Origin of the sequence: Saccharopolyspora sp. 6V (assembly GCF_020176785.1) — a bacterium.
GTDB classification, from domain to species: Bacteria; Actinomycetota; Actinomycetes; order Mycobacteriales; family Pseudonocardiaceae; genus Saccharopolyspora_C; species Saccharopolyspora_C gregorii.
In genome coordinates this window covers 21,384-39,357 of sequence record NZ_JAIUKB010000042.1, presented here as the reverse complement: position 1 = coordinate 39,357, position 17,974 = coordinate 21,384, and the positions used below count along the sequence as shown (strand labels likewise).

The window sequence follows — 17,974 nt, the reverse complement described above, 5'->3', positions numbered from 1 at the left end:
GCCGTCGTCCCCAGCAGGGGGCGGCGGCCCTCGTCGCGTGTGGGTGACGGGCGGCCGCTCGCGACGGGCTGGGCGCCGCGGGCCGACTTACGATCCGGCTCGTGCCTGGGGCTTCGAGGGGGTGGCCTGCGGCGGTCGCCGCCGCGGCCGCACTGGCCGTGGGCGCGTTCGTCCCGTTCCCGGCCCAGGCCCCACCGGCCCCCGCTCCCGCCTTCCAGAGCGCCGCTCCGGCGACCGCGGAGGAGGAGTGGCAGGCGGTGCTGCGGCACCGCGCCCGAGCGGTGCTGACGCGCGACGAGGCGGCGTTCACGGCGTCGCTGGACCCGGCCGCGCCGGAGGACTTCCAGCGCAGGCAGCGCGAGCTGTTCCAGAACCTGGCCGAGGTGCCGCTGGCCGAGTGGGACTACGAGGTGCGCGGGTCCACCGGCGGCAGCGGCACGCCGGAGGTGGTGCTGCGCTACGCCCTGGCCGGGGTGGACGAGGTGCCGACCGAGCGCCCGACCGGGTTCACCTTCACCCACCGGGACGGGCGCTGGCTGCTCAGCGGCGACGAACGGGCGCGCGGCCGGTCGTGGCGCGGGCCGTGGGACTTCGGCGACTGCCGGGTGCGGGTGCTGCCGCACGGCGTGGTCATCGGGCACGACGGCTCCGAGGAGCTCGCCGACCGGGTGGCGGCGGAGCTGGACTCCGCGGAGGCCGCCGTGACCGCCGTGTGGGGGCCGGAGTGGCGGCGCCAGGTGGGCGTGCTGCTGCCGCGCTCGCAGGAGGAGCTGCGCGAGCTGGTGGGTGCCGAGTTCGCGGTGGACGGCATCGCGGCGGTCGCCGTCGCGGACAAGGTGGACACCGCCGCCCGGCGGGTGGAGGGCCCGCGGGTCGTGCTCAACACCGAGACGGCCGACCGGCTCTCGGACACCTCGTTGCGGGTGGTGCTGCGGCACGAGATGGCGCACGTGGCGGCACGGGCGGACACCGCGGACGGTGCGCCGATGTGGCTGCTGGAGGGCTTCGCGGACTACGTCGGCTACCGGGCGAGCGGGTTGCCGCCGGAGCGGATCGCACCGGACCTGGCCCGGCGGGTGCGCACCGGGGAACCGCCCGCGGGGCCGCCGCCGGACGCGGACTTCCACACCTCGGGGCGCGATCTGGACCTGGCGTACCAGCAGTCCTGGTCGCTGGTGGCGCACCTGGTGCGGCGGGTGGGGGAACCGAAGGTCGTGGAGCTGTACAAGCGCATCGCGGGCTCCGGATCACCGTCCGAAGTGGACCCGGCGCTGCACGAGATCGCCGGGCTGTCCACCGCGGAACTGCTCAGGTCCTGGAGATCGGAACTGCGCAGGACGTTCTGATCCGGGAGCTCGGTGGCGGAACCGCGGCGGTCCCGCCACCCGGCTGCCGCGCGACGGGCGCGGAGCTCAGCCGTAGATCGCTTCGATGTCGGCCGCGTGGTTCTCGGCGACCTTGTTGCGCTTGAGCTTCATGCTGGGCGTCATCTCGCCGGTGGCCTCGGTGAAGTCCTTCGGCAGGATGCGGAACTTCTTGATCGCCTCGGCGCGGGAGACGGCCTTGTTGGCGTCGTCGATCGCGGCCTGCACGTCGGCGTGCACCTCGGGGTCGTCGACGAGCTCGGTCAGCGGGGTGTCCGCGGCGCGGCCGTGGTTGTTCAGCCAGGCGGGCAGGAACTCGGGGTCGAGGGTGATCAGGGCGCCGATGAACGGCTTCTTGTCGCCGACGACCATGCACTGGCTGATCAGCGGGTGCGCGCGCAGGTGGTCTTCGAGCACGGCGGGGGCGACGTTCTTGCCGCCCGCGGTCACGATGATCTCCTTCTTGCGCCCGGTGATCCGCAGGAAGCCCTCCTCGTCGAGGGAGCCGAGGTCGCCGGTGTGGAACCAGCCGTCCTCCAGGGATTCCTTGGTGGCGGTCTCGTTGTTCCAGTAGCGGCGGAACACGACGTCGCCCTTGAGCAGCACTTCGCCGTCCTCGGCGATGCGCACGCTGGTGCCGGGGATCGGCTTGCCGACGGTGCCGATCTTGTAGGCCTCCTCGACGTTGACCGCGGCGGCCGCGGTGGTCTCGGTGAGCCCGTAGCCTTCCAGCACCGGCACGCCCACGCCCCGGTAGAAGTGCGCGAGGCGGTCGCCCAGCGGCGCCCCGCCGGAGACGGCGCCGAGGCAGCGCCCGCCGAGCGCGGCGCGCAGCTTGCCGTAGACGAGCTTGTCGAACAGGAAGTGCTTGGCCTTCAGGCCGATGCCGGGGCCGCCGGTGTCCAGCGCCTGGCTGTAGGCGACGGCGGTGTCCTCGGCGGCGTCGAAGATCCGGCCCTTGCCGTCGCCGTGCGCCTTCTGCTTCGCGGTGTTGTAGACCTTCTCGAACACGCGCGGCACGGCGAGGATGAGCGTGGGGCGGAACGAGCCGAGGTCGCTGACCAGTTCCTTCACGTCGCCGGTGTGCCCGAGCGTGGTGCGGGAGTACACGCAGGCGGTGGCGATGGCGCGGGCGAGGACGTGCGCCATCGGCAGGAACATCAGCATCGAGTTGCCCTGCCGCAGCAGCTGCGGGAAGACGCTGACGTCGCCGCGGACCTCGGCGAGCAGGTTGCGGTGGCTGAGCTCGCAGCCCTTGGGGCGGCCGGTAGTGCCGGAGGTGTAGATGAGGGTGGCGAGCTCGTCGGCGCGGACTTCGCGGCGGCGCTGGTGGGCGTCCTGGTCGCTGACGTCGGCGCCGAGCGCGGTGAGCTCGTCGACCGCCGCGCGGTCGGCGTCGATCTGCCAGACGTGTTCGAGCGCGGGGAGCTTCGCGACGACGTCGCCGATCTCGGCGCGGTGCGCGTCGGTCTCGACGAACGCGGCGCGGGCGCCGGAGTCGCTCAGGATCCACTCGGCCTGGTCGGCGGAGGAGGTCTCGTACACCGGCACGGTCACGCAGCCGGCGGACCAGATGGCGAAGTCCAGCAGCGTCCACTCGTAGCGGGTGCGCGACATCAGCCCGACCCGGTCGCCGTGCTGCAGCCCGGCGGCGATCAGCCCTTTGGCGACCGCGAGCACCTGGGCGGCGAATTCGGCGGCGGTGACGTCGATCCAGGTGCCGTCGACCCGGCGGCGGAAGCTCACGGTGCCACCGAAGCGTTCCGCGTTCGCCCACACCATGTCGGTGAGGTTCTCGTCTTCGGCCACGGCCTCAGTGGCGGGGACGCTGAACTCTCGCACCTTGAAACCTCCGATGGAACGCGAAATGTGCGCACAAACCTAACGCTGATAGTTACCGAGCGGTAGTCCCGAACCTTGATTACGAAACTAGCCCGACTCGTTTACTGCTCCCGCCCGCAGCCTGCCACGCCGGGATCCGCCGCGCACCGGTGCCCGCCCGAGTCGTTTCCGCCGGTGGTGAGGATCATGGCAGGCTGTCCTGCGCCACCGCTAACCACGTCCGGAGCAGCCCAAGCCGCGCGGAACCGTCCGAGCGGACCACTCCCGGCGCCGCCGAACGGAACGGTCGCACCCGTCCCGGACGGTGATCGCTGCTGGTTCGATCCCGCGCGGCGCGGCAGCATGGCGGTGCGGCGGACAACGGCGTCCGCGCTCGCGACCCGGTCGGCAGAACTGCGGTGAGGAGTAGATCGTGCGCGTGCACGTGGTGTCCGATGTCCATGGCAACGCCGAAGCCCTGAAACGGGCCGGTGACGGTGCCGACGCGCTCGTCGTGCTCGGCGACCTGATCGACTTCGTCGACTACCACGAGCACGGCCGCGGCATCCTCGGCGCGGTCTTCGGAGCCGAGAAGGTCGCGCACTTCGCCGAGCTGCGCCGCAACCACCGCGGTGCCGAGATCGGCGCCTACGCGCGCTCGCTGTGGGCCTCGCTGGACGATCCCAAGCGCGTCGTGCGCGAAGCCGTCCGCGAGCAGTACGCCACCCTGTTCGCCGCGATGAGCGCCCCGACCTACGCCATCGCGGGCAACGTGGACGAGCCGGAGCTGTGGCCCGAGTTCGCCCGCGACGGCGTGCACTTCGTCGACGGCACCAACGCCGAGATCGGCGGCCTGCGGTTCGGCTTCGTCGGCGGCACCGTGCTGTCCCCGGGCGGCGTGCTGCGCCGGGACGCGGCCTGGGTGCCGTACCTGCGCCCCGAGGACGAGTACGACGCCGCCGTCGCCGCCCTCGACCCGGTCGACGTGCTGTGCAGCCACCTGCCGCCCGCGGTTCCGGAACTGGTCTACGACGTCATCGCCCGCCGCCCCGAGCACGGCTCCGCGGCGCTGCTGGAACGGATCCACCGGGACCGGCCGCGCTGGTCGCTGTTCGGGCACGTGCACCAGCCGCTGGCCTCCCGGGTCCGCGTCGGGCGCACCGAGTGCGTCAACGTCGGGCACTTCCAGCGCACCGAGCGACCGTACGTGCTCCGCTGGTGACGATCTCGAACGGTGGAGCCGGCCGGACACCGCCCCGCCGGTCGTGCGCGGACCTGTAATCTTCGGGGCATGGTCGATCAGTCCACCCAGTCCATCGTGATCCAGGCAGCCGCGGCCGAGATCATGGCGGTGATCTCGGACTTCGCCAGCTACCCGGAATGGGTGGAAGCGGTCAAGGAGACCGAGGTGCTCTCGACCACCGGCTCCGGGCAGGCCGAGAAGGTGCGCTTCGTGCTCGACGCCGGGGTGGTCAAGGACACCTACGTCAACGTCTACGAGTGGGCCGAGGACGGGCTGTCGGTGAGCTGGACGCTGTCCGAGGGGCAGGTCCAGAAGGCGCAGCAGGGCAGTTACCGGCTCGCGCCGAAGGACGGCGGCACCGAGGTGACCTACAGCCTCGCGGTGGACCTGGCGATCCCGATGATCGGCATGTTCAAGCGCAAGGCCGAAAAAATGATCATGAACACGGCGCTGAAGGAGCTCAAGCGCCGGGTCGAAGCCCGCTCCTGACCCGGGCGCTCCAGCACCGCGGCGCGGCGGCGCCGGAGATCCGCACCCGGTCGTGACCGGTGTCCCGGGCGGCGCCGCACCAGATCCACACCGCAGCACTCCTCGGCGCGGTGACCCGCCGTTCCGGTGGCCGGGCAGCTCGGCGACCGGTCGGTCCGCCCCGGCAACAGCCCCGACCCGATCCAGAGACCGCCCTTGCGCATCCTGTTGTTCACCGGAAAAGGCGGCGTCGGCAAGACGACCCTCGCCGCCGCGACCGCCGCACGCCTCGCCGAGCTCGGGCAGAAGGTGCTGGTGGTCTCCACCGATCCCGCGCACTCCCTCGGCGACTCCCTCGGCGCGGCGCTGAGCGCCGATCCCGCCGAGGTCGAGCTCCGCGCCGGGCAGCGGACCGCCCGGCTGCACGCGGCCGAGGTGCAGACCCGCGACCTGCTCGACCGGGCCTGGGCGGACCTGCGGGAACACCTGCGCACGATGCTGCTCGGCGCCGGCGTCGGCGAACTCGACGCCGAGGAGCTCACCCACCTGCCCGGGGTCGAGGACCTGCTCGCGCTCGCCGAGGTGCACCGCTTCGCCGCGGGCGGGATGTGGGACACCGTCGTCGTCGACTGCGGCCCCACCGCCGAGACGCTGCGGCTGCTGGCGCTGCCCGAATCGCTGTCCGGCTACCTGGAACGGCTGTTCCCGGCGCACCGGCGCGTGGTGCGCGGCCTGCTCGCGGGCGTGGCGGGCAGCGAGAACGTGGAGCGCTGGGACGGGGTGGCCGACGCGCTCGGGCGGCTCGCGGACCGGCTGCTGGAGCTGCGGACCATGCTGCTCTCGCCGCGGACCGGGGTGCGCCTGGTGCTCACCCCGGAAGCGGTGGTGGCTGCCGAGACCCGGCGCACGCTTACCGCACTGGCGCTGCAGCAGGTCCGGGTCGACGGGCTGGTGGCGAACCGGCTGGTGCCGCACCCCGGCTCGGCCCGGGGCGAGGCGGCGACCTGGCTGCGCACCCGCCGCCGGGAGCAGGAGAATGTGCTGGCCGAGGTGCGGGCGGCGACCGACCTGCCGGTGCGCGCGGTGCTGCACCGGGCGGCGGAACCGGTGGGGGCGGCGCTGCTGGAACTCGCCGACGAGCTCTACGGGGAGGACGATCCGCTGGCCGGCGCCGCGAGCGCACCGGAGGTGGAGCTCGGCGGCGGTGGCCGATCGCTGGACGCGGAGTACACGTTGCGGCTGGGCCTGCCGCTGCACGAGGACGCCGAGGTGGACCTCGCGCGGATCGGCGACGAGCTCGCCGTCACCGTCGACGGCAGGCGGCGGCTGATCGCGTTGCCCGCGGTGCTGCGCCGCTGCGCCGTGACCGGCGCGGTGGCCGCCGACGACGGGCTGACCGTGTCGTTCCGGCCGGACCCCGGCCAGTGGATGCGATGAGAGCGGACCCGAGCAGTGGAGGTGGTGGACCAGATGCGCGGTGAACGACCCGATGCCGCGGGGACGGGCACGACGAGCGCCGGTACCGGGGGCTCCGCCGACGAGTCCCGGGCGACCGGATCCGGCCGCGACCGGATGGCCGAGGAGTTCCGGCTGCTGCTCGACGCGGCCGCGGGGCGCGCGGAGGAGTACCTGCGCGGACTCGGCGGCGCCGAGCACGCCGCGCACGCGGGCACCGACGACCTCGGCACGGGCGGCGGCCCCGCTCCCGGCGGCCCGGCCCCCGGCGAGCGGGACGGCGTCCGCGAGGACCGCGCCGGCCCGTCCTGCGGCTGGTGCCCGGTCTGCGCGATCGCGAGCCTGCTGCGCGGCGAACGTCCCGAGCTGACCTCCCGGCTCGCCGACCAGCTCGCCGGGCTGCTGGACCTGCTCCGCGAATCCGCCGAGCCCCGCCCGGCCGGAGCCGCGGCCCCGCCGCCCGAACCGGCGGAACCGGCGCCGTCGAAGGTGCAGCGCATCGACGTGCGGCGGGTTCGCGGCCGGACCGCCGCGCAAGCCGCGAGCGGAGGTGCCGAGTGCTGACCGTCGGGGTGGACGTCGGCGGCACCAGCCTGCGCGCCAGCGTCGTCGACCCGCAGGGCACCGTGCTCGACACGCTGCGGGTGCCGTCCGCGGGCACCGGCCCGGAACTGGACTCGGCGATCGCCGACACCGTGCTGTGCCTCGCCGACCAGTACCCGGTCGCCGGGGTGGGGCTCGCCGTGGCTGGCTTCGTCAGCGAGGACCGGCGGGTGGTGCGGTTCGCCCCGCACCTGCCGTGGCGGCACGTCGCGGTCGCGGACAACATCGCCGACCGCGTGCGGCTGCCGGTGGTGCTGGAGCACGACGCGAACGCGGCCGCGATCGCCGAGCAGCGCTTCGGCGCGGCGGCCGGGGCGAAGGTCGCGGCGCTCGTCGCGCTCGGCACCGGCATCGGCGGCGCGCTGGTGCTGGACGGCGACGTGTTCCGCGGCGCGCACGGCGTCGCCCCCGAACTGGGGCACCTGCGGCTGGTGCCCGGCGGACGGGCCTGCCCCTGCGGGAAGCGGGGCTGCTGGGAGCGCTACTGCAGCGGCACCGCGCTGGCCGCGACCGCGCTGGAACTGCTCGCCGAGGACCCGTCCTCCCCGCTGGCCGCCGAAGCCGCCAAGGACCCCGGCGAGATCACCGGGGAACGCGTCGCCCAAGCCGCCGAGCAGGGCGATCCGGTGGCGGCGCGCGCGGTGGACGAGCTCGCGCGCTGGTTCGGCGAAGGGCTGGCGCTGGTCGCCGACGTCTACGACCCGGAGGTCGTGGTGCTCGCCGGTGGCGTGTCCGGCTCGGCGCACCTGTTCCTGCCCGCGGCCCGGCGGCACTACGCCGCGGCGCTCACCGGCACCGGCCACCGCCCGCTGGCCCAGGTGCGGGTCGCCAAGCGCGGCGACGAAGCGGGCATCGTCGGCGCCGCCACCCTCGCCAGGGAGCACGTGGCCGCCACCGCCACGCACCTCAGATGATCACCTCGCGGCGCCGCGCGTGAGCGGGCCGCTCGCCGGACCCGCCGGCGCACGTGGTCAGAGCTGGGCGCCGTCGTCGGTGGGGTCCGCGGGAGGTGTCCGGCGCATCCGGAACAGCAGCCAGCCGATGCCGCCGCTCACCGCGACCAGCCCGATCGGCAGCGCCGCCGTGGCACCCAGGCCGACGAGACCGGGCACCAGCAGCAGCGTCATCCCCAGCACGACCAGCAGGATGCCGCCGACCGTGGCGACCCCGGGCCGGGGCATCGGCGGCGGTTCCGGCGGCTCGTAGTGCCCTTCGTCGGGCGCGTCGGCGGGCGGCGTCCAGTCCCGCGGCGCGGACGCGGCCTCGGGCGCGGCGGGCTTCGGCGACGCGTCCTCGGTGCTCCGGTCCTGCTCCTCCGGCCACCGCGCCATCGGCTCGTCCTGTTCGAGACCTGCGACGATCTCGGCGAAGGCGGCGTCGATGTCCTCCGGGCCGTCGGCGTTCTCATGGCGGGTGCTCATGCGGGTTCCTCGACACGCTCGCGGTGGATCCTGCGGACGAATTCGACGCTACCGGCGAACACCGACGCGGCGTCGTGGTCGAGGGTCGCCACGTGGTAGCTGTCGCGCAGCACGACTTCGGTGACATCGCCGCTTCGGATGCCCTCCAGCACGATCGTCGAGTTCACCGGCTCGACGACGTGATCGGTGGCGGAGCGCGCCAGCAGCACCGGCTGCCGCACCTTCCCGAGGTCGCGGCGGACCAGCCGCCACAACCGCTGCAGGCTCGCGGCCGCGCGCAGCGGCGTCCGGTCGTAGCCGAGCTCGACGGCGCCCGGCTTCGCGATGTCCCCGGCCAGGCCGGGGATCGACGGCAGCACCCGGGACAGCGCGGGCAGCAGGAACGCGTCCTTGCGCAGCGTGGTCACCGACGGGTTCACCAGCACGATCCCGGACAGCTCCGGGTGCTGCTGCGCGAGCCGCAACGTGAGCGTGCCGCCCATCGACATGCCGAAGACGAACACCGAGCGGCAGCGCCCGGTCAGCTCGGCGAGCTCCCGCTCCACGGCCGCGTACCAGTCGGTCCAGCCGGTGCGGTTGAGGTCCTGCCAGCGGGTTCCGTGCCCGGGCAGCCGCGGGCAGCGCACCGTGAAGCCATCGGCGGCCAGGTGCTCACCCCAGCCCCGCATGCTCTGCGGAGTTCCGGTGAACCCGTGGCACAGCAGGACGCCGATCTCGTCGGACCCGTCGTGCACGAACGGTTCGGCGCCGGGAAGAACGGGCACCGCAGCCTCCTACCGCCATCGATCCGCCGCTGTCCGGACATCGTCGCACGCGAGGGGCCTCCGCGGGGCGATCTCCAAGCGCGTGATCCGTCTCGGGCGGGGTCGCATTGTGCGGGCAGACCGGGCTCCGTAACCTTGAACGAGGCATTCCGGGTGTTCAGAAAGGCAGCGGCGCGTGCTGTACTGGGTGATGAAGCACATCGTGCTCGGTCCGCTCATGAAGCTGTTCTGCCGTCCACGGGTGGAGGGCGTCGAGCACGTGCCGGAGTCCGGAGCGGCGATCCTGGTCAGCAACCACGTCGCGGTCGCCGACTCGTTCTTCATGCCGCTGATGATGCCGCGCCGGGTGACGTTCCTGGCCAAGCGGGAGTACTTCACCGGCACCGGGATCAAGGGCAAGCTGCAGAAGTACTTCTTCTCCGGCGTCGGCCAGGTGCCGATCGACCGCTCCAGCGGTGCCGCGGCGCAGGCCGCGCTGGACACCGGGGTGCGGCTGCTGCGCGAGGGCAAGCTCCTCGGCGTCTACCCGGAGGGCACCCGCTCCCCGGACGGCCGGCTCTACAAGGGCAAGACCGGGGTCGCACGCATGGCGCTGGAGGCCGACGTGCCGGTCATCCCGATCGCGATGTTCGGCACCGACAAGGTCAACCCCATCGGCTCCAAGATGTGGTACCCGCACAAGGTGAAGGTGAAGGTCGGCGAGCCGCTGGACTTCTCCCGCTACGAAGGGCTCGCGGGCGACCGGTTCGTGGAGCGCTCGATCACCGACGAGATCATGTACGCGCTGATGGAGCTGTCCGGCCAGGAGTACGTGGACGTCTACGCCGCGAAGGCCAAGGACGACCTGGCCGCGCAGGGCAAGCACGTCGCGGGCTGGACCGTGCAGGGCCGGCCGGACGGTCCCGGCGGCGCCGACCGGCTGCCGCGCTCCCAGGCCGGCTGACCGCCGCGCGCTCCTGCCGCGCCCGGCTCGCCGGCCCTGATCGCCCGCACCGGGCCGGATCTCCGGCCGGTCCCCCGGAAGTCGCCGTCCTCGGGCGGAAGACCGCCGAGGACGTCGGCGGCCCAGCACACCGCTCATCGGGCGACGGTCCCCGGGGCCGGTCCTGACCGGTGGGCGCCGTCCTTACGCTGGACCGGTGCGGTTCTTCTACGACTGTGAGTTCATCGAGGACGGCCAGACCATCGACCTGGTCTCGATCGGGGTGGTGGACGAGACCGGCCGCGAGTTCTACGCCGTGTCCACCGAGTTCGACGAGTCCAAGGCGGGGCAGTGGGTGCGCCGCAACGTGCTGCCGCAGCTGCCGCCGCCCGCGGACCGGGCGTGGCGCTCGCGCAGCCGGATCCGGGACGACCTCTACGAGTTCCTGACCGCGCGCGATCAGGACGTGGAGCTGTGGGCCTGGCTGGCCTCCTACGACCACGTGGCGCTGGCGCAGCTGTGGGGCGCGATGCCCGCCCTGCCGCCGAAGGTCCCCAAGTTCACCCGGGACCTGCGGCAGCGCTGGGAGGACGTCGGCAAGCCGCGGCTGCCCTCCGCGCCGGCGAACGCGCACGACGCCCTCGCCGACGCCCGGCACAACCTCACCCGGTGGAAGGTGATCGAGGAGGTGCAGCGCAAGCGCGGGTTCCCGCTGTGAGCGCCCGTCCTCGCTGACCAGGTACTTCGCCGATCTTCGCATCATTCGCGCCCGATTTGTCGCCCGGTCGGAGTACTTGCTGCACCGATACAGGGCGTGACAGGCTCCCCACGAGATCCAGATCACTCATGGAGCGGATCAAGGGAGGCGGCGACGATGCCGGCTGGAACGCGTATCGGAGTGTTGACCGGCGGTGGCGACTGCCCGGGGTTGAACGCGGTGCTGCGCGCGGTCACCCGCAAGGGGATCGCGGTGCACGGGCACGAGATCGTCGGGTTCCGCAGCGGCTGGCGGGGGCCGATGGACGGGCTCACGATGCCGCTCGGGCTGGAGCAGGTCGAGGACGTCCTCGCCCGCGGCGGCACCATCCTCGGTTCCTCGCGCACCAACCCGTACCAGGAGCAGGACGGCGTCGAGAAGATCAAGCGGACCCTCGCCGAGCACGGGGTGGACGCGCTGATCGCGATCGGCGGCGAGGACACCCTCGGCGTCGCCGAGCGGCTCAACCAGGACGGCGTGCCGGTGGTGGGCGTGCCGAAGACGATCGACAACGACCTCGACGCCACCGACTACACGTTCGGCTTCGACACCGCCGTGCACATCGCCACCGAGGCGATCGACCGGCTGCGCACCACCGCCGAATCGCACCACCGGGCGCTGGTGGTGGAGGTGATGGGGCGGCACGCGGGCTGGATCGCGCTGCACTCCGGGCTGGCCGGCGGCGCGAACGTGATCCTCGGGCCGGAGAAGCCGTTCAGCGTGGACCAGGTCTGCGAGTGGGTGCAGCAGCGCTTCGAGCGGCAGTACGCGCCGATCATCGTGGTCGCCGAGGGATCCGTCCCGCAGGACGGCCAGGAGGTGCTGCTGACCGGGGAGACCGACGCGTTCGGCCACGTGCGCCTCGGCGGTGTCGGCACCTGGCTGGCCGACGAGCTGGCCCGGCGCACCGGCAAGGAATCCCGCGCGGTCGTGCTCGGCCACACCCAGCGCGGCGGCACGCCGACCGCCTACGACCGGGTGCTGGCGACCCGCTTCGGGCTGCACGCGGTGGACGCGGTCAGCGAGGGCGCCTTCGGCAAGATGGTGGCGCTGCGCGGCACCGACATCGTGCGGGTCCCGCTGGGGGAGGCGACGGCGAAGCTGAAGACCGTTCCGCTGTCCCGCTACGCCGAGGCCGAGGTGCTGTTCGGCTGACGCGGTGATCGTTCCGGCGCCGTCCCGCCCACCGGGTGGGGCGGCGTCCGCGCGTCCCGGGCGGTCGTCCCGGGCGGCCGAGCGGGTGAATCGATTCGCCCGGCGTGCGCTCCGTCTCTCCCAGGTGAAATGCACTGGCCAGCACGGCCTATCCTGGCAAATGTGAATTGGACCGTCGATGTTCCGGTCGATGAACTTCCGGAACTTCCTCCGCTGCCCCCTGAGATGCGCGCCCGCCTGGACGAGGCGCTGAAGCTGCCCGCCGCACAGCAGCCCGAGTGGCCCGAGGAACAGGTCGCGAAGGTCCGCAAGGTGCTGGAGAGCGTGCCGCCGGTGACCGTGCCCTCCGAGGTGGATCGGCTGCGCGGACAACTCGCCGCCGTCGCCCGCGGCGAGGCGTTCCTGCTGCAAGGCGGGGACTGCGCGGAGACCTTCGCGGACAACACCGAGCCGCACATCCGCGGCAACATCCGCACCCTGCTGCAGATGGCGGTCGTGCTCACCTACGGCGCGAGCATGCCGGTGGTCAAGCTCGGCAGGCTCGCCGGGCAGTACGCCAAGCCGCGCTCCAGCGGCACCGACGCGCTCGGACTGCCCAGCTACCGCGGTGACATGGTCAACTCGCTGGTCGCCACCGAGGAGGCCCGCAGGCACGACCCGTCCCGGCTGATCCGCGCCTACGCCAACGCCAGCGCCGCGATGAACCTGTCCCGCGCGCTGACCAGCGGCGGCATGGCCGCGCTGACGAAGGTGCACGACTGGAACAAGGACTTCGTGCTCAACTCGCCCGCGGGCGAGCGCTACGAGTCCGTCGCCGCCGAGATCGACCGCGGGCTGCGCTTCATGGCGGCCTGCGGGGTGGACGACACCAGCCTGCACGCGGTCGACCTGTACGCGAGCCACGAGGCGCTGGTCCTGGACTACGAGCGGGCGATGCTGCGGCTGGACGGCTCGCAGAGCTCGCCGCGGCTCTACGACCTGTCCGGGCACTTCCTGTGGATCGGGGACCGCACCCGTCAGCTCGACCACGCGCACGTGGCCTTCGCCGAGCAGATCGCGAACCCGATCGGCCTGAAGATCGGCCCGTCCACCACGCCGGAGATGGCCGTGGAGTACGTGGAGCGGCTCGACCCGAACAGCGAGCCCGGCCGCCTGACGCTGATCAGCCGGATGGGCAACGGCAAGGTGCGCGACGTGCTGCCCGCGATCGTGGAGAAGGTCAGCGCCACCGGCCACCAGGTGGTGTGGCAGTGCGACCCGATGCACGGCAACACCCACGAGTCGAGCACCGGCTACAAGACCCGCCACTTCGACCGCGTCGTCGACGAGGTGCAGGGCTTCTTCGAGGTGCACCACCGGATGGGCACCCACCCGGGCGGCATCCACATCGAGCTGACCGGCGAGGACGTCACCGAGTGCCTCGGCGGCGCCCAGGACATCTCGGACACCGACCTGGCCGGCCGGTACGAGACGGCCTGCGACCCGCGGCTGAACACCCAGCAGTCGCTGGAGCTGGCGTTCCTCGTCGCGGAGATGCTGCGCAGCTGACGCGCGCGGCGGGCCGCGAGGACCGGCGGGCCGGGGTGGGCGACCACCCCGGCCCGTTCGCGTTCCGGCCGCCGACGGGACCGTGACCGGCGATCTCCGGTCGATCGTTGCTCGAATGGGATCTTCATCGGTTCCGAGACCACGGTTCCGCGCGGTCCTGTGGTGCCGTTGCCGCACATCCTGGGCCAGATGGTCGCTGCCGCCGTCTGCTTCCGACTCCTTTTGCTTCTGCGCGTATTCCTGTGGTCACGCTCCGAATTCACCTTGGGCTGATCGGGGCGGACGCTGGTCCTATTGCTGGTCGTGCACCCTTGACGGTGACTGCGAACACCGGTAAACAAACTCGGTCAGATGAAAGCGGACCGATTCGGGCATCGGAGTCGGGTCGAGACCGGAGGCCGACCAGGGTGTACGCGCGTGAACGCCAGCAGCTCATCGTCGAGCGTGCGAGGCAGGAGGGCCGCGTCGACGTGACCGGACTCGCGGGGGAGCTGCAAGTGACCCCGGAGACGATCAGGCGCGACCTGACCGTGCTGGAAGAGCACGGACTCCTGCACCGCGTGCACGGGGGTGCTATCCCGGTGGAGCGGTGGAGTTTCGATCCGCAGCTGTCCGCCCGAGAGAACGTGATGGTCGCCGAGAAGACCCGCATCGCGCGGGCCGCTCTCGCCGAACTGCCTGCCGAAGGCGCCATCCTCATCGAATCCGGCACCACGTGTGCCCGGTTCGCGGAACTGCTGCCGGCCGACCGCCCGCTCACGGTGATCACGGACAGCTTGAGCATCGCCGTCTCGTTGGCGGCGCGGCCCAACCTGTCGGTGCTCACCCCGGGCGGACGCGTGCGCGTGACCACCAACGGAGGTGTCGGGACCTGGGCGGCGCAACGGTGGCGAGAGGTGTTCGCCGATGTCGCCTTCCTGGGCACCGACGGGGTTTCCCTGCATCGGGGCCTCACCACTCCGGACCAGAATTCCGCTGAGATCAAAACACTGATGTTGCGCGGGGCGCGACGACGGGTCCTGCTCGCGGACCACAGCAAGATCGGCCCGGTTTCCCTGCACCGGTACGGCGAACTCTCCGAGGTCGACGTGCTGGTCACCGATACCGGGCTGGACCAGGGCATCGCCGAGGACATCGAGGCGATCGGCCCGCGCGTGGTGCGAGCGTGAGCAACGGCAGAAAGGGATGCCGATGAATTTCGGCAGGAAATGGTGGTCGCTGGTCGCCATGGCGGCGGCGGTGCTGCTCACCGCGAGTTGCGCGGGAGCGGGAGCGATCGGGTCCGGCGACGGGCGCCGGGTGCTGCGGGTGGCGGTGGTGTCGAACCCGCAGATGGAGGACATGCAGGACCTGGTCGGGGAGTTCGAGGCGCAGCACCCCGACGTGCGGGTGCGGTTCATCTCGCTGCCGGAGAACCAGGCGCGGGACAAGATCACCCAGTCGGTGGCCACCGGGAGCGGCCAGTTCGACGTGGTGATGGTCAGCAACTACGAGACGCCGATCTGGGCGGCGAACGGCTGGCTGCACGACCTGGATCCGCGGATGGACGCGACTCCGGGCTACGACAAGGACGACTTCATCCCGTCCATCAAGGACTCGCTGTCGTACCAGGGCCACATGTACGCGGCCCCGTTCTACGGCGAGACGGCGCTGCTGAACTACCGCAAGGACCTGTTCGCCGAGGCCGGGCTGACGATGCCGGAGAACCCGACCTGGCAGCAGGTCGCGGACATGGCGGCGAAGCTCGACGGCGGCCCCGGCGGTCGCGCCGGGATCTGCCTGCGCGGCCTGCCCGGGTGGGGCGAGGTGATGGCGCCCCTCAACACCATGATCAACTCCTTCGGCGGGCGCTGGTTCGACGAGGACTGGAACGCGCAGCTCACCTCGCCCGAGGTGCGCGAGGCGGTGAACTTCTACGTGGACCTGGTGCGCGACCACGGCGAGTCCGGCGCCTCCAGCAGCGGCTTCACCGAATGCCTCACCGAGTTCGGCCAGGGCAACGCGGCGATGATGTTCGACTCGACGTCCTCGGCGGGCACGCTGGAGGACCCGAAGGAGAGCACCGTCTCCGGCAAGATCGGCTACGCGAACGCGCCCACCGGCCCCGGCGGCAAGCCCGCCAGCTGGCTCTACACCTGGGCGCTGGGCGTGCCGAAGACGACCGAGATGCCCGACGAGGCGTTCGACTTCATCGCCTGGTCCACCTCCAAGCAGTACCTGCGGACCGTCGGCGAGCGGCTCGGCTGGCAGAACCTGCCCCCGGGCAGCCGCCAGTCCACCTACGAGATGCCGGAGTACGAGAAGGCCGCCGCGGCGTTCGGGCAGCAGACGCTGCACGGCATCAGCCGCGTCGACCAGACCACCCCGAGCTCCCAGCCCACGCCCTACCAGGGCCTGCAGTTCGTGCGCATCCCCGAGTTCGTCGACCTCGGCACCCGCGTGAGCCAGCAGATGTCCGCGGCCATCGCCGGGAGCAAGACCGCTGACGAAGCGCTGGAGCAGGCGCAGCGCTACGCCGACACCGTGGGGGAGAACTACCGGCCATGAGCACTGCGGAGATGACCGCGGCCAAGGGCGCGACCCTCAGCCGCAAGGAGAAGTGGTCCCGCCGGGGACCGTTGCTGCCCGCGCTGATCTTCACGATCATCATCACGCAGGCCCCGTTCCTCGCGACGATCTTCTACTCGTTGCACTCGTGGAACCTGCTCAACCCCGGTTCGTGGGGCTTCATCGGCCTGTCGAACTACGTGGACGTCTTCACCGACAGCGAGTTCTACACGGCCGCGCTGAACACCGTCGTGATCACCGTCGGCTGCGTGCTGGTGTCGCTGGCGCTGGGCGTCGGGCTGGCGCTGCTGCTGGACCGGCCGTTCTTCGGGCGCGGCGTGGTGCGCACCATGCTCATCACCCCGTTCCTGATCATGCCGGTCGCCTCGGCGCTGCTGTGGAAGACGAGCATGCTCAACCCCACCTACGGGCTGGTGGACGCGGTGCTCAGCCCGATCGGGCTGGGCGGCGTCGACTGGGTCGGGGAGCACCCGATGGTGTCGGTGCTGGCCGCGCTGGTGTGGCGCTGGACGCCGTTCATGATGCTGATCGTGCTCGCCGGGCTGCAGAGCCAGCCGCGCGACGTGCTGGAGGCCGCCAAGATGGACGGCGCCACGCACTGGCAGACGTTCCGCTTCATGACGCTGCCGTTCCTGCGCCGCTACATCCAGCTGGCCGGGCTGCTGGGCTCGATCTACGTGGTCAACACGTTCGACGAGATCTTCATGATGACCCAGGGCGGTCCCGGCATCGCCACCACCAACCTGCCGTACTACCTCTACCAGCGGGTCTTCCAGGGCTTCGACGTCGGCCAGGCGGCCGCGCTCGGCGTCGTGGTCGTGATCCTGACCATCATCGTGGCCACCTTCGCGTTGCGCGCGATCTTCACCGCCATTTCCGGCAAGGAGGTTTCGGAATGAAGCGCCGCACGGCGGGAGGGACCGCACTGACGATCATCGCCTGGGCGCTGGGGATCGTGTTCGTGTTCCCGGTGTTCTGGATGGTGCTGACGTCGTTCAAGCAGGAGGCCGACGCCTACACCGACGACCCGAAGTTCCTGTTCACCCCGACGCTGGACCAGTACCGGCTGGTGTTCGACGGGGGTCTCGGGCCGTACCTGCTGAACTCGCTGATCGCCACGGTGATCTCGTGCCTGCTGGTGGTGGTGCTGGCCGTGCCCGCGGCCTACGCGCTGTCCATCCGGCCGGTGAAGGGCACCAAGGACGCGCTGTTCTTCTTCATCTCCACCAAGATGCTGCCGGTGGTCGCGGCGATCGTGCCGATCTTCGTGGCCGCGCAGAACATGCACCTGCTGGACAACGTCTGGTCGCTGGTCCTGCTCTACACGGGCATGAACCTGCCGATCGCGGTGTGGATGATGCGCTCGTTCTTCCAGGAGGTGCCCTCCGAGGTGCTGGAGGCGGCGAAGGTGGACGGTGCCGGGCTGCGCACCGAACTCACCCGGGTGCTGCTGCCGATGGTGGCCCCCGGCATCGCCGCGACCGCGCTGATCTGCGCGATCTTCGCCTGGAACGAGTTCTTCTTCGCGGTGAACCTGACCGCGATCAACGCACCCACGGTGCCGGTGTTCCTGGTCGGCTTCATCACCAGCGAAGGCCTGTACTGGGCGCGGTTGTCGGCGGCGGCGACGCTGGCGGTGCTGCCGGTCGTCATCGTCGGCTGGATCGCGCAGCGCCAGCTGGTGCGCGGGCTGTCCATGGGCGCCCTCAAGTGATCGGACCGGTTCACCTCCGGTGAACCGGCAGACGGGCCCCCCCCCCCCCCCCCCCCCCGCCCCCCCGGGGCCCCCCCCCCGCGGGGGGGGGGGCGGCCCGGGGCCCCCCCCCCGTCACCGCCCCGGTCCCCCCCCGGTCACCCGCCAGACGGCCACCGCGGCACCCGGGAC

General features: G+C 71.9%; 17 protein-coding genes. 14 read left to right on the top strand and 3 right to left on the bottom strand.

The features are described from left to right. Positions 1 to 101 precede the first annotated feature (101 nt). Entirely contained in the window at positions 102 to 1,346 is a 1,245-nt protein-coding gene (locus tag LCD35_RS09925) for a basic secretory protein-like protein (RefSeq protein WP_224978014.1), read from the top strand. A 66-nt stretch (positions 1,347 to 1,412) separates the two neighbouring features. Here LCD35_RS09925 and LCD35_RS09920 read toward each other — a convergent pair whose 3' ends face one another. Then, positions 1,413 to 3,206: a long-chain fatty acid--CoA ligase gene (locus LCD35_RS09920; RefSeq protein WP_224955319.1), complete on the bottom strand. Its 1,794-nt coding sequence runs from the start codon at positions 3,204 to 3,206 to the stop codon at positions 1,413 to 1,415. Positions 3,207 to 3,618: 412 nt separating this feature from the next. On the opposite strand from LCD35_RS09920, the gene LCD35_RS09915 reads away from it, so the two are divergent. The 5 genes from LCD35_RS09915 to LCD35_RS09895 all read left to right on the top strand — a co-directional run bounded on the left by LCD35_RS09915 (position 3,619) and on the right by LCD35_RS09895 (position 7,868). After that, complete coding sequence (locus LCD35_RS09915) at positions 3,619 to 4,407, top strand: metallophosphoesterase (RefSeq protein WP_224955320.1); 789 nt, start codon at positions 3,619 to 3,621, stop codon at positions 4,405 to 4,407. A 69-nt stretch (positions 4,408 to 4,476) separates the two neighbouring features. Continuing rightward, the gene (locus tag LCD35_RS09910) at positions 4,477 to 4,917 is read left to right on the top strand and encodes an SRPBCC family protein (RefSeq protein ID WP_224955321.1); all 441 of its coding nucleotides are present in this window, start codon (positions 4,477 to 4,479) and stop codon (positions 4,915 to 4,917) included. Between the two features lie 195 nt (positions 4,918 to 5,112). Continuing rightward, positions 5,113 to 6,333: an ArsA family ATPase gene (locus tag LCD35_RS09905; RefSeq protein ID WP_224955322.1), complete on the top strand. Its 1,221-nt coding sequence runs from the start codon at positions 5,113 to 5,115 to the stop codon at positions 6,331 to 6,333. 33 nt (positions 6,334 to 6,366) lie between these two features. After that, positions 6,367 to 6,915: a hypothetical protein gene (locus LCD35_RS09900; protein ID WP_224955323.1), complete on the top strand. Its 549-nt coding sequence runs from the start codon at positions 6,367 to 6,369 to the stop codon at positions 6,913 to 6,915. Continuing rightward, positions 6,909 to 7,868: an ROK family protein gene (locus LCD35_RS09895; protein ID WP_224955324.1), complete on the top strand. Its 960-nt coding sequence runs from the start codon at positions 6,909 to 6,911 to the stop codon at positions 7,866 to 7,868. The genes LCD35_RS09900 and LCD35_RS09895 overlap by 7 nt, the downstream gene beginning before the upstream one ends. Positions 7,869 to 7,925: 57 nt before the next feature. Here LCD35_RS09895 and LCD35_RS09890 read toward each other — a convergent pair whose 3' ends face one another. Together LCD35_RS09890 and LCD35_RS09885 are read right to left on the bottom strand one after the other, a co-directional pair. Then, positions 7,926 to 8,375 carry a DUF308 domain-containing protein gene (locus LCD35_RS09890; protein ID WP_224966976.1) on the bottom strand — a complete coding sequence of 150 codons (450 nt, stop codon included), beginning with the start codon at positions 8,373 to 8,375 and terminating at the stop codon, positions 7,926 to 7,928. Continuing rightward, the gene (locus LCD35_RS09885) at positions 8,372 to 9,139 is read right to left on the bottom strand and encodes a carboxylesterase (protein ID WP_224955326.1); all 768 of its coding nucleotides are present in this window, start codon (positions 9,137 to 9,139) and stop codon (positions 8,372 to 8,374) included. Before LCD35_RS09885 ends, LCD35_RS09890 begins: the two co-directional genes overlap by 4 nt. A gap of 175 nt (positions 9,140 to 9,314) precedes the next feature. Here LCD35_RS09885 and LCD35_RS09880 point away from each other — a divergent pair, with 175 nt between their 5' ends. From LCD35_RS09880 to LCD35_RS09845, 8 genes are all read left to right on the top strand, one after another. Beyond that, on the top strand, positions 9,315 to 10,082 hold the full coding sequence (locus LCD35_RS09880; protein WP_224955327.1) for a 1-acyl-sn-glycerol-3-phosphate acyltransferase: 768 nt from the start codon (positions 9,315 to 9,317) through the stop codon (positions 10,080 to 10,082). Positions 10,083 to 10,278: 196 nt separating this feature from the next. Continuing rightward, positions 10,279 to 10,779: a polyadenylate-specific 3'-exoribonuclease AS gene (locus LCD35_RS09875; RefSeq protein WP_224955328.1), complete on the top strand. Its 501-nt coding sequence runs from the start codon at positions 10,279 to 10,281 to the stop codon at positions 10,777 to 10,779. A 156-nt stretch (positions 10,780 to 10,935) separates the two neighbouring features. After that, entirely contained in the window at positions 10,936 to 11,973 is a 1,038-nt protein-coding gene (locus LCD35_RS09870) for a 6-phosphofructokinase (protein ID WP_224978016.1), read from the top strand. A 129-nt stretch (positions 11,974 to 12,102) separates the two neighbouring features. Beyond that, on the top strand, positions 12,103 to 13,521 hold the full coding sequence (locus tag LCD35_RS09865; protein WP_225044073.1) for a class II 3-deoxy-7-phosphoheptulonate synthase: 1,419 nt from the start codon (positions 12,103 to 12,105) through the stop codon (positions 13,519 to 13,521). Positions 13,522 to 13,928: 407 nt separating this feature from the next. Further along, positions 13,929 to 14,690 carry a DeoR/GlpR family DNA-binding transcription regulator gene (locus LCD35_RS09860; RefSeq protein WP_224955331.1) on the top strand — a complete coding sequence of 254 codons (762 nt, stop codon included), beginning with the start codon at positions 13,929 to 13,931 and terminating at the stop codon, positions 14,688 to 14,690. Positions 14,691 to 14,706: 16 nt separating this feature from the next. Beyond that, complete coding sequence (locus LCD35_RS09855; RefSeq protein ID WP_225044072.1) at positions 14,707 to 16,068, top strand: sugar ABC transporter substrate-binding protein; 1,362 nt, start codon at positions 14,707 to 14,709, stop codon at positions 16,066 to 16,068. Beyond that, a complete protein-coding gene (locus tag LCD35_RS09850) occupies positions 16,065 to 16,988 on the top strand; it encodes a carbohydrate ABC transporter permease (protein ID WP_374108060.1) in 924 nt (307 codons plus the stop codon). The genes LCD35_RS09855 and LCD35_RS09850 overlap by 4 nt, the downstream gene beginning before the upstream one ends. Continuing rightward, a complete protein-coding gene (locus LCD35_RS09845; protein ID WP_224955333.1) occupies positions 16,985 to 17,803 on the top strand; it encodes a carbohydrate ABC transporter permease in 819 nt (272 codons plus the stop codon). Before LCD35_RS09850 ends, LCD35_RS09845 begins: the two co-directional genes overlap by 4 nt. Positions 17,804 to 17,974 lie beyond the last annotated feature (171 nt).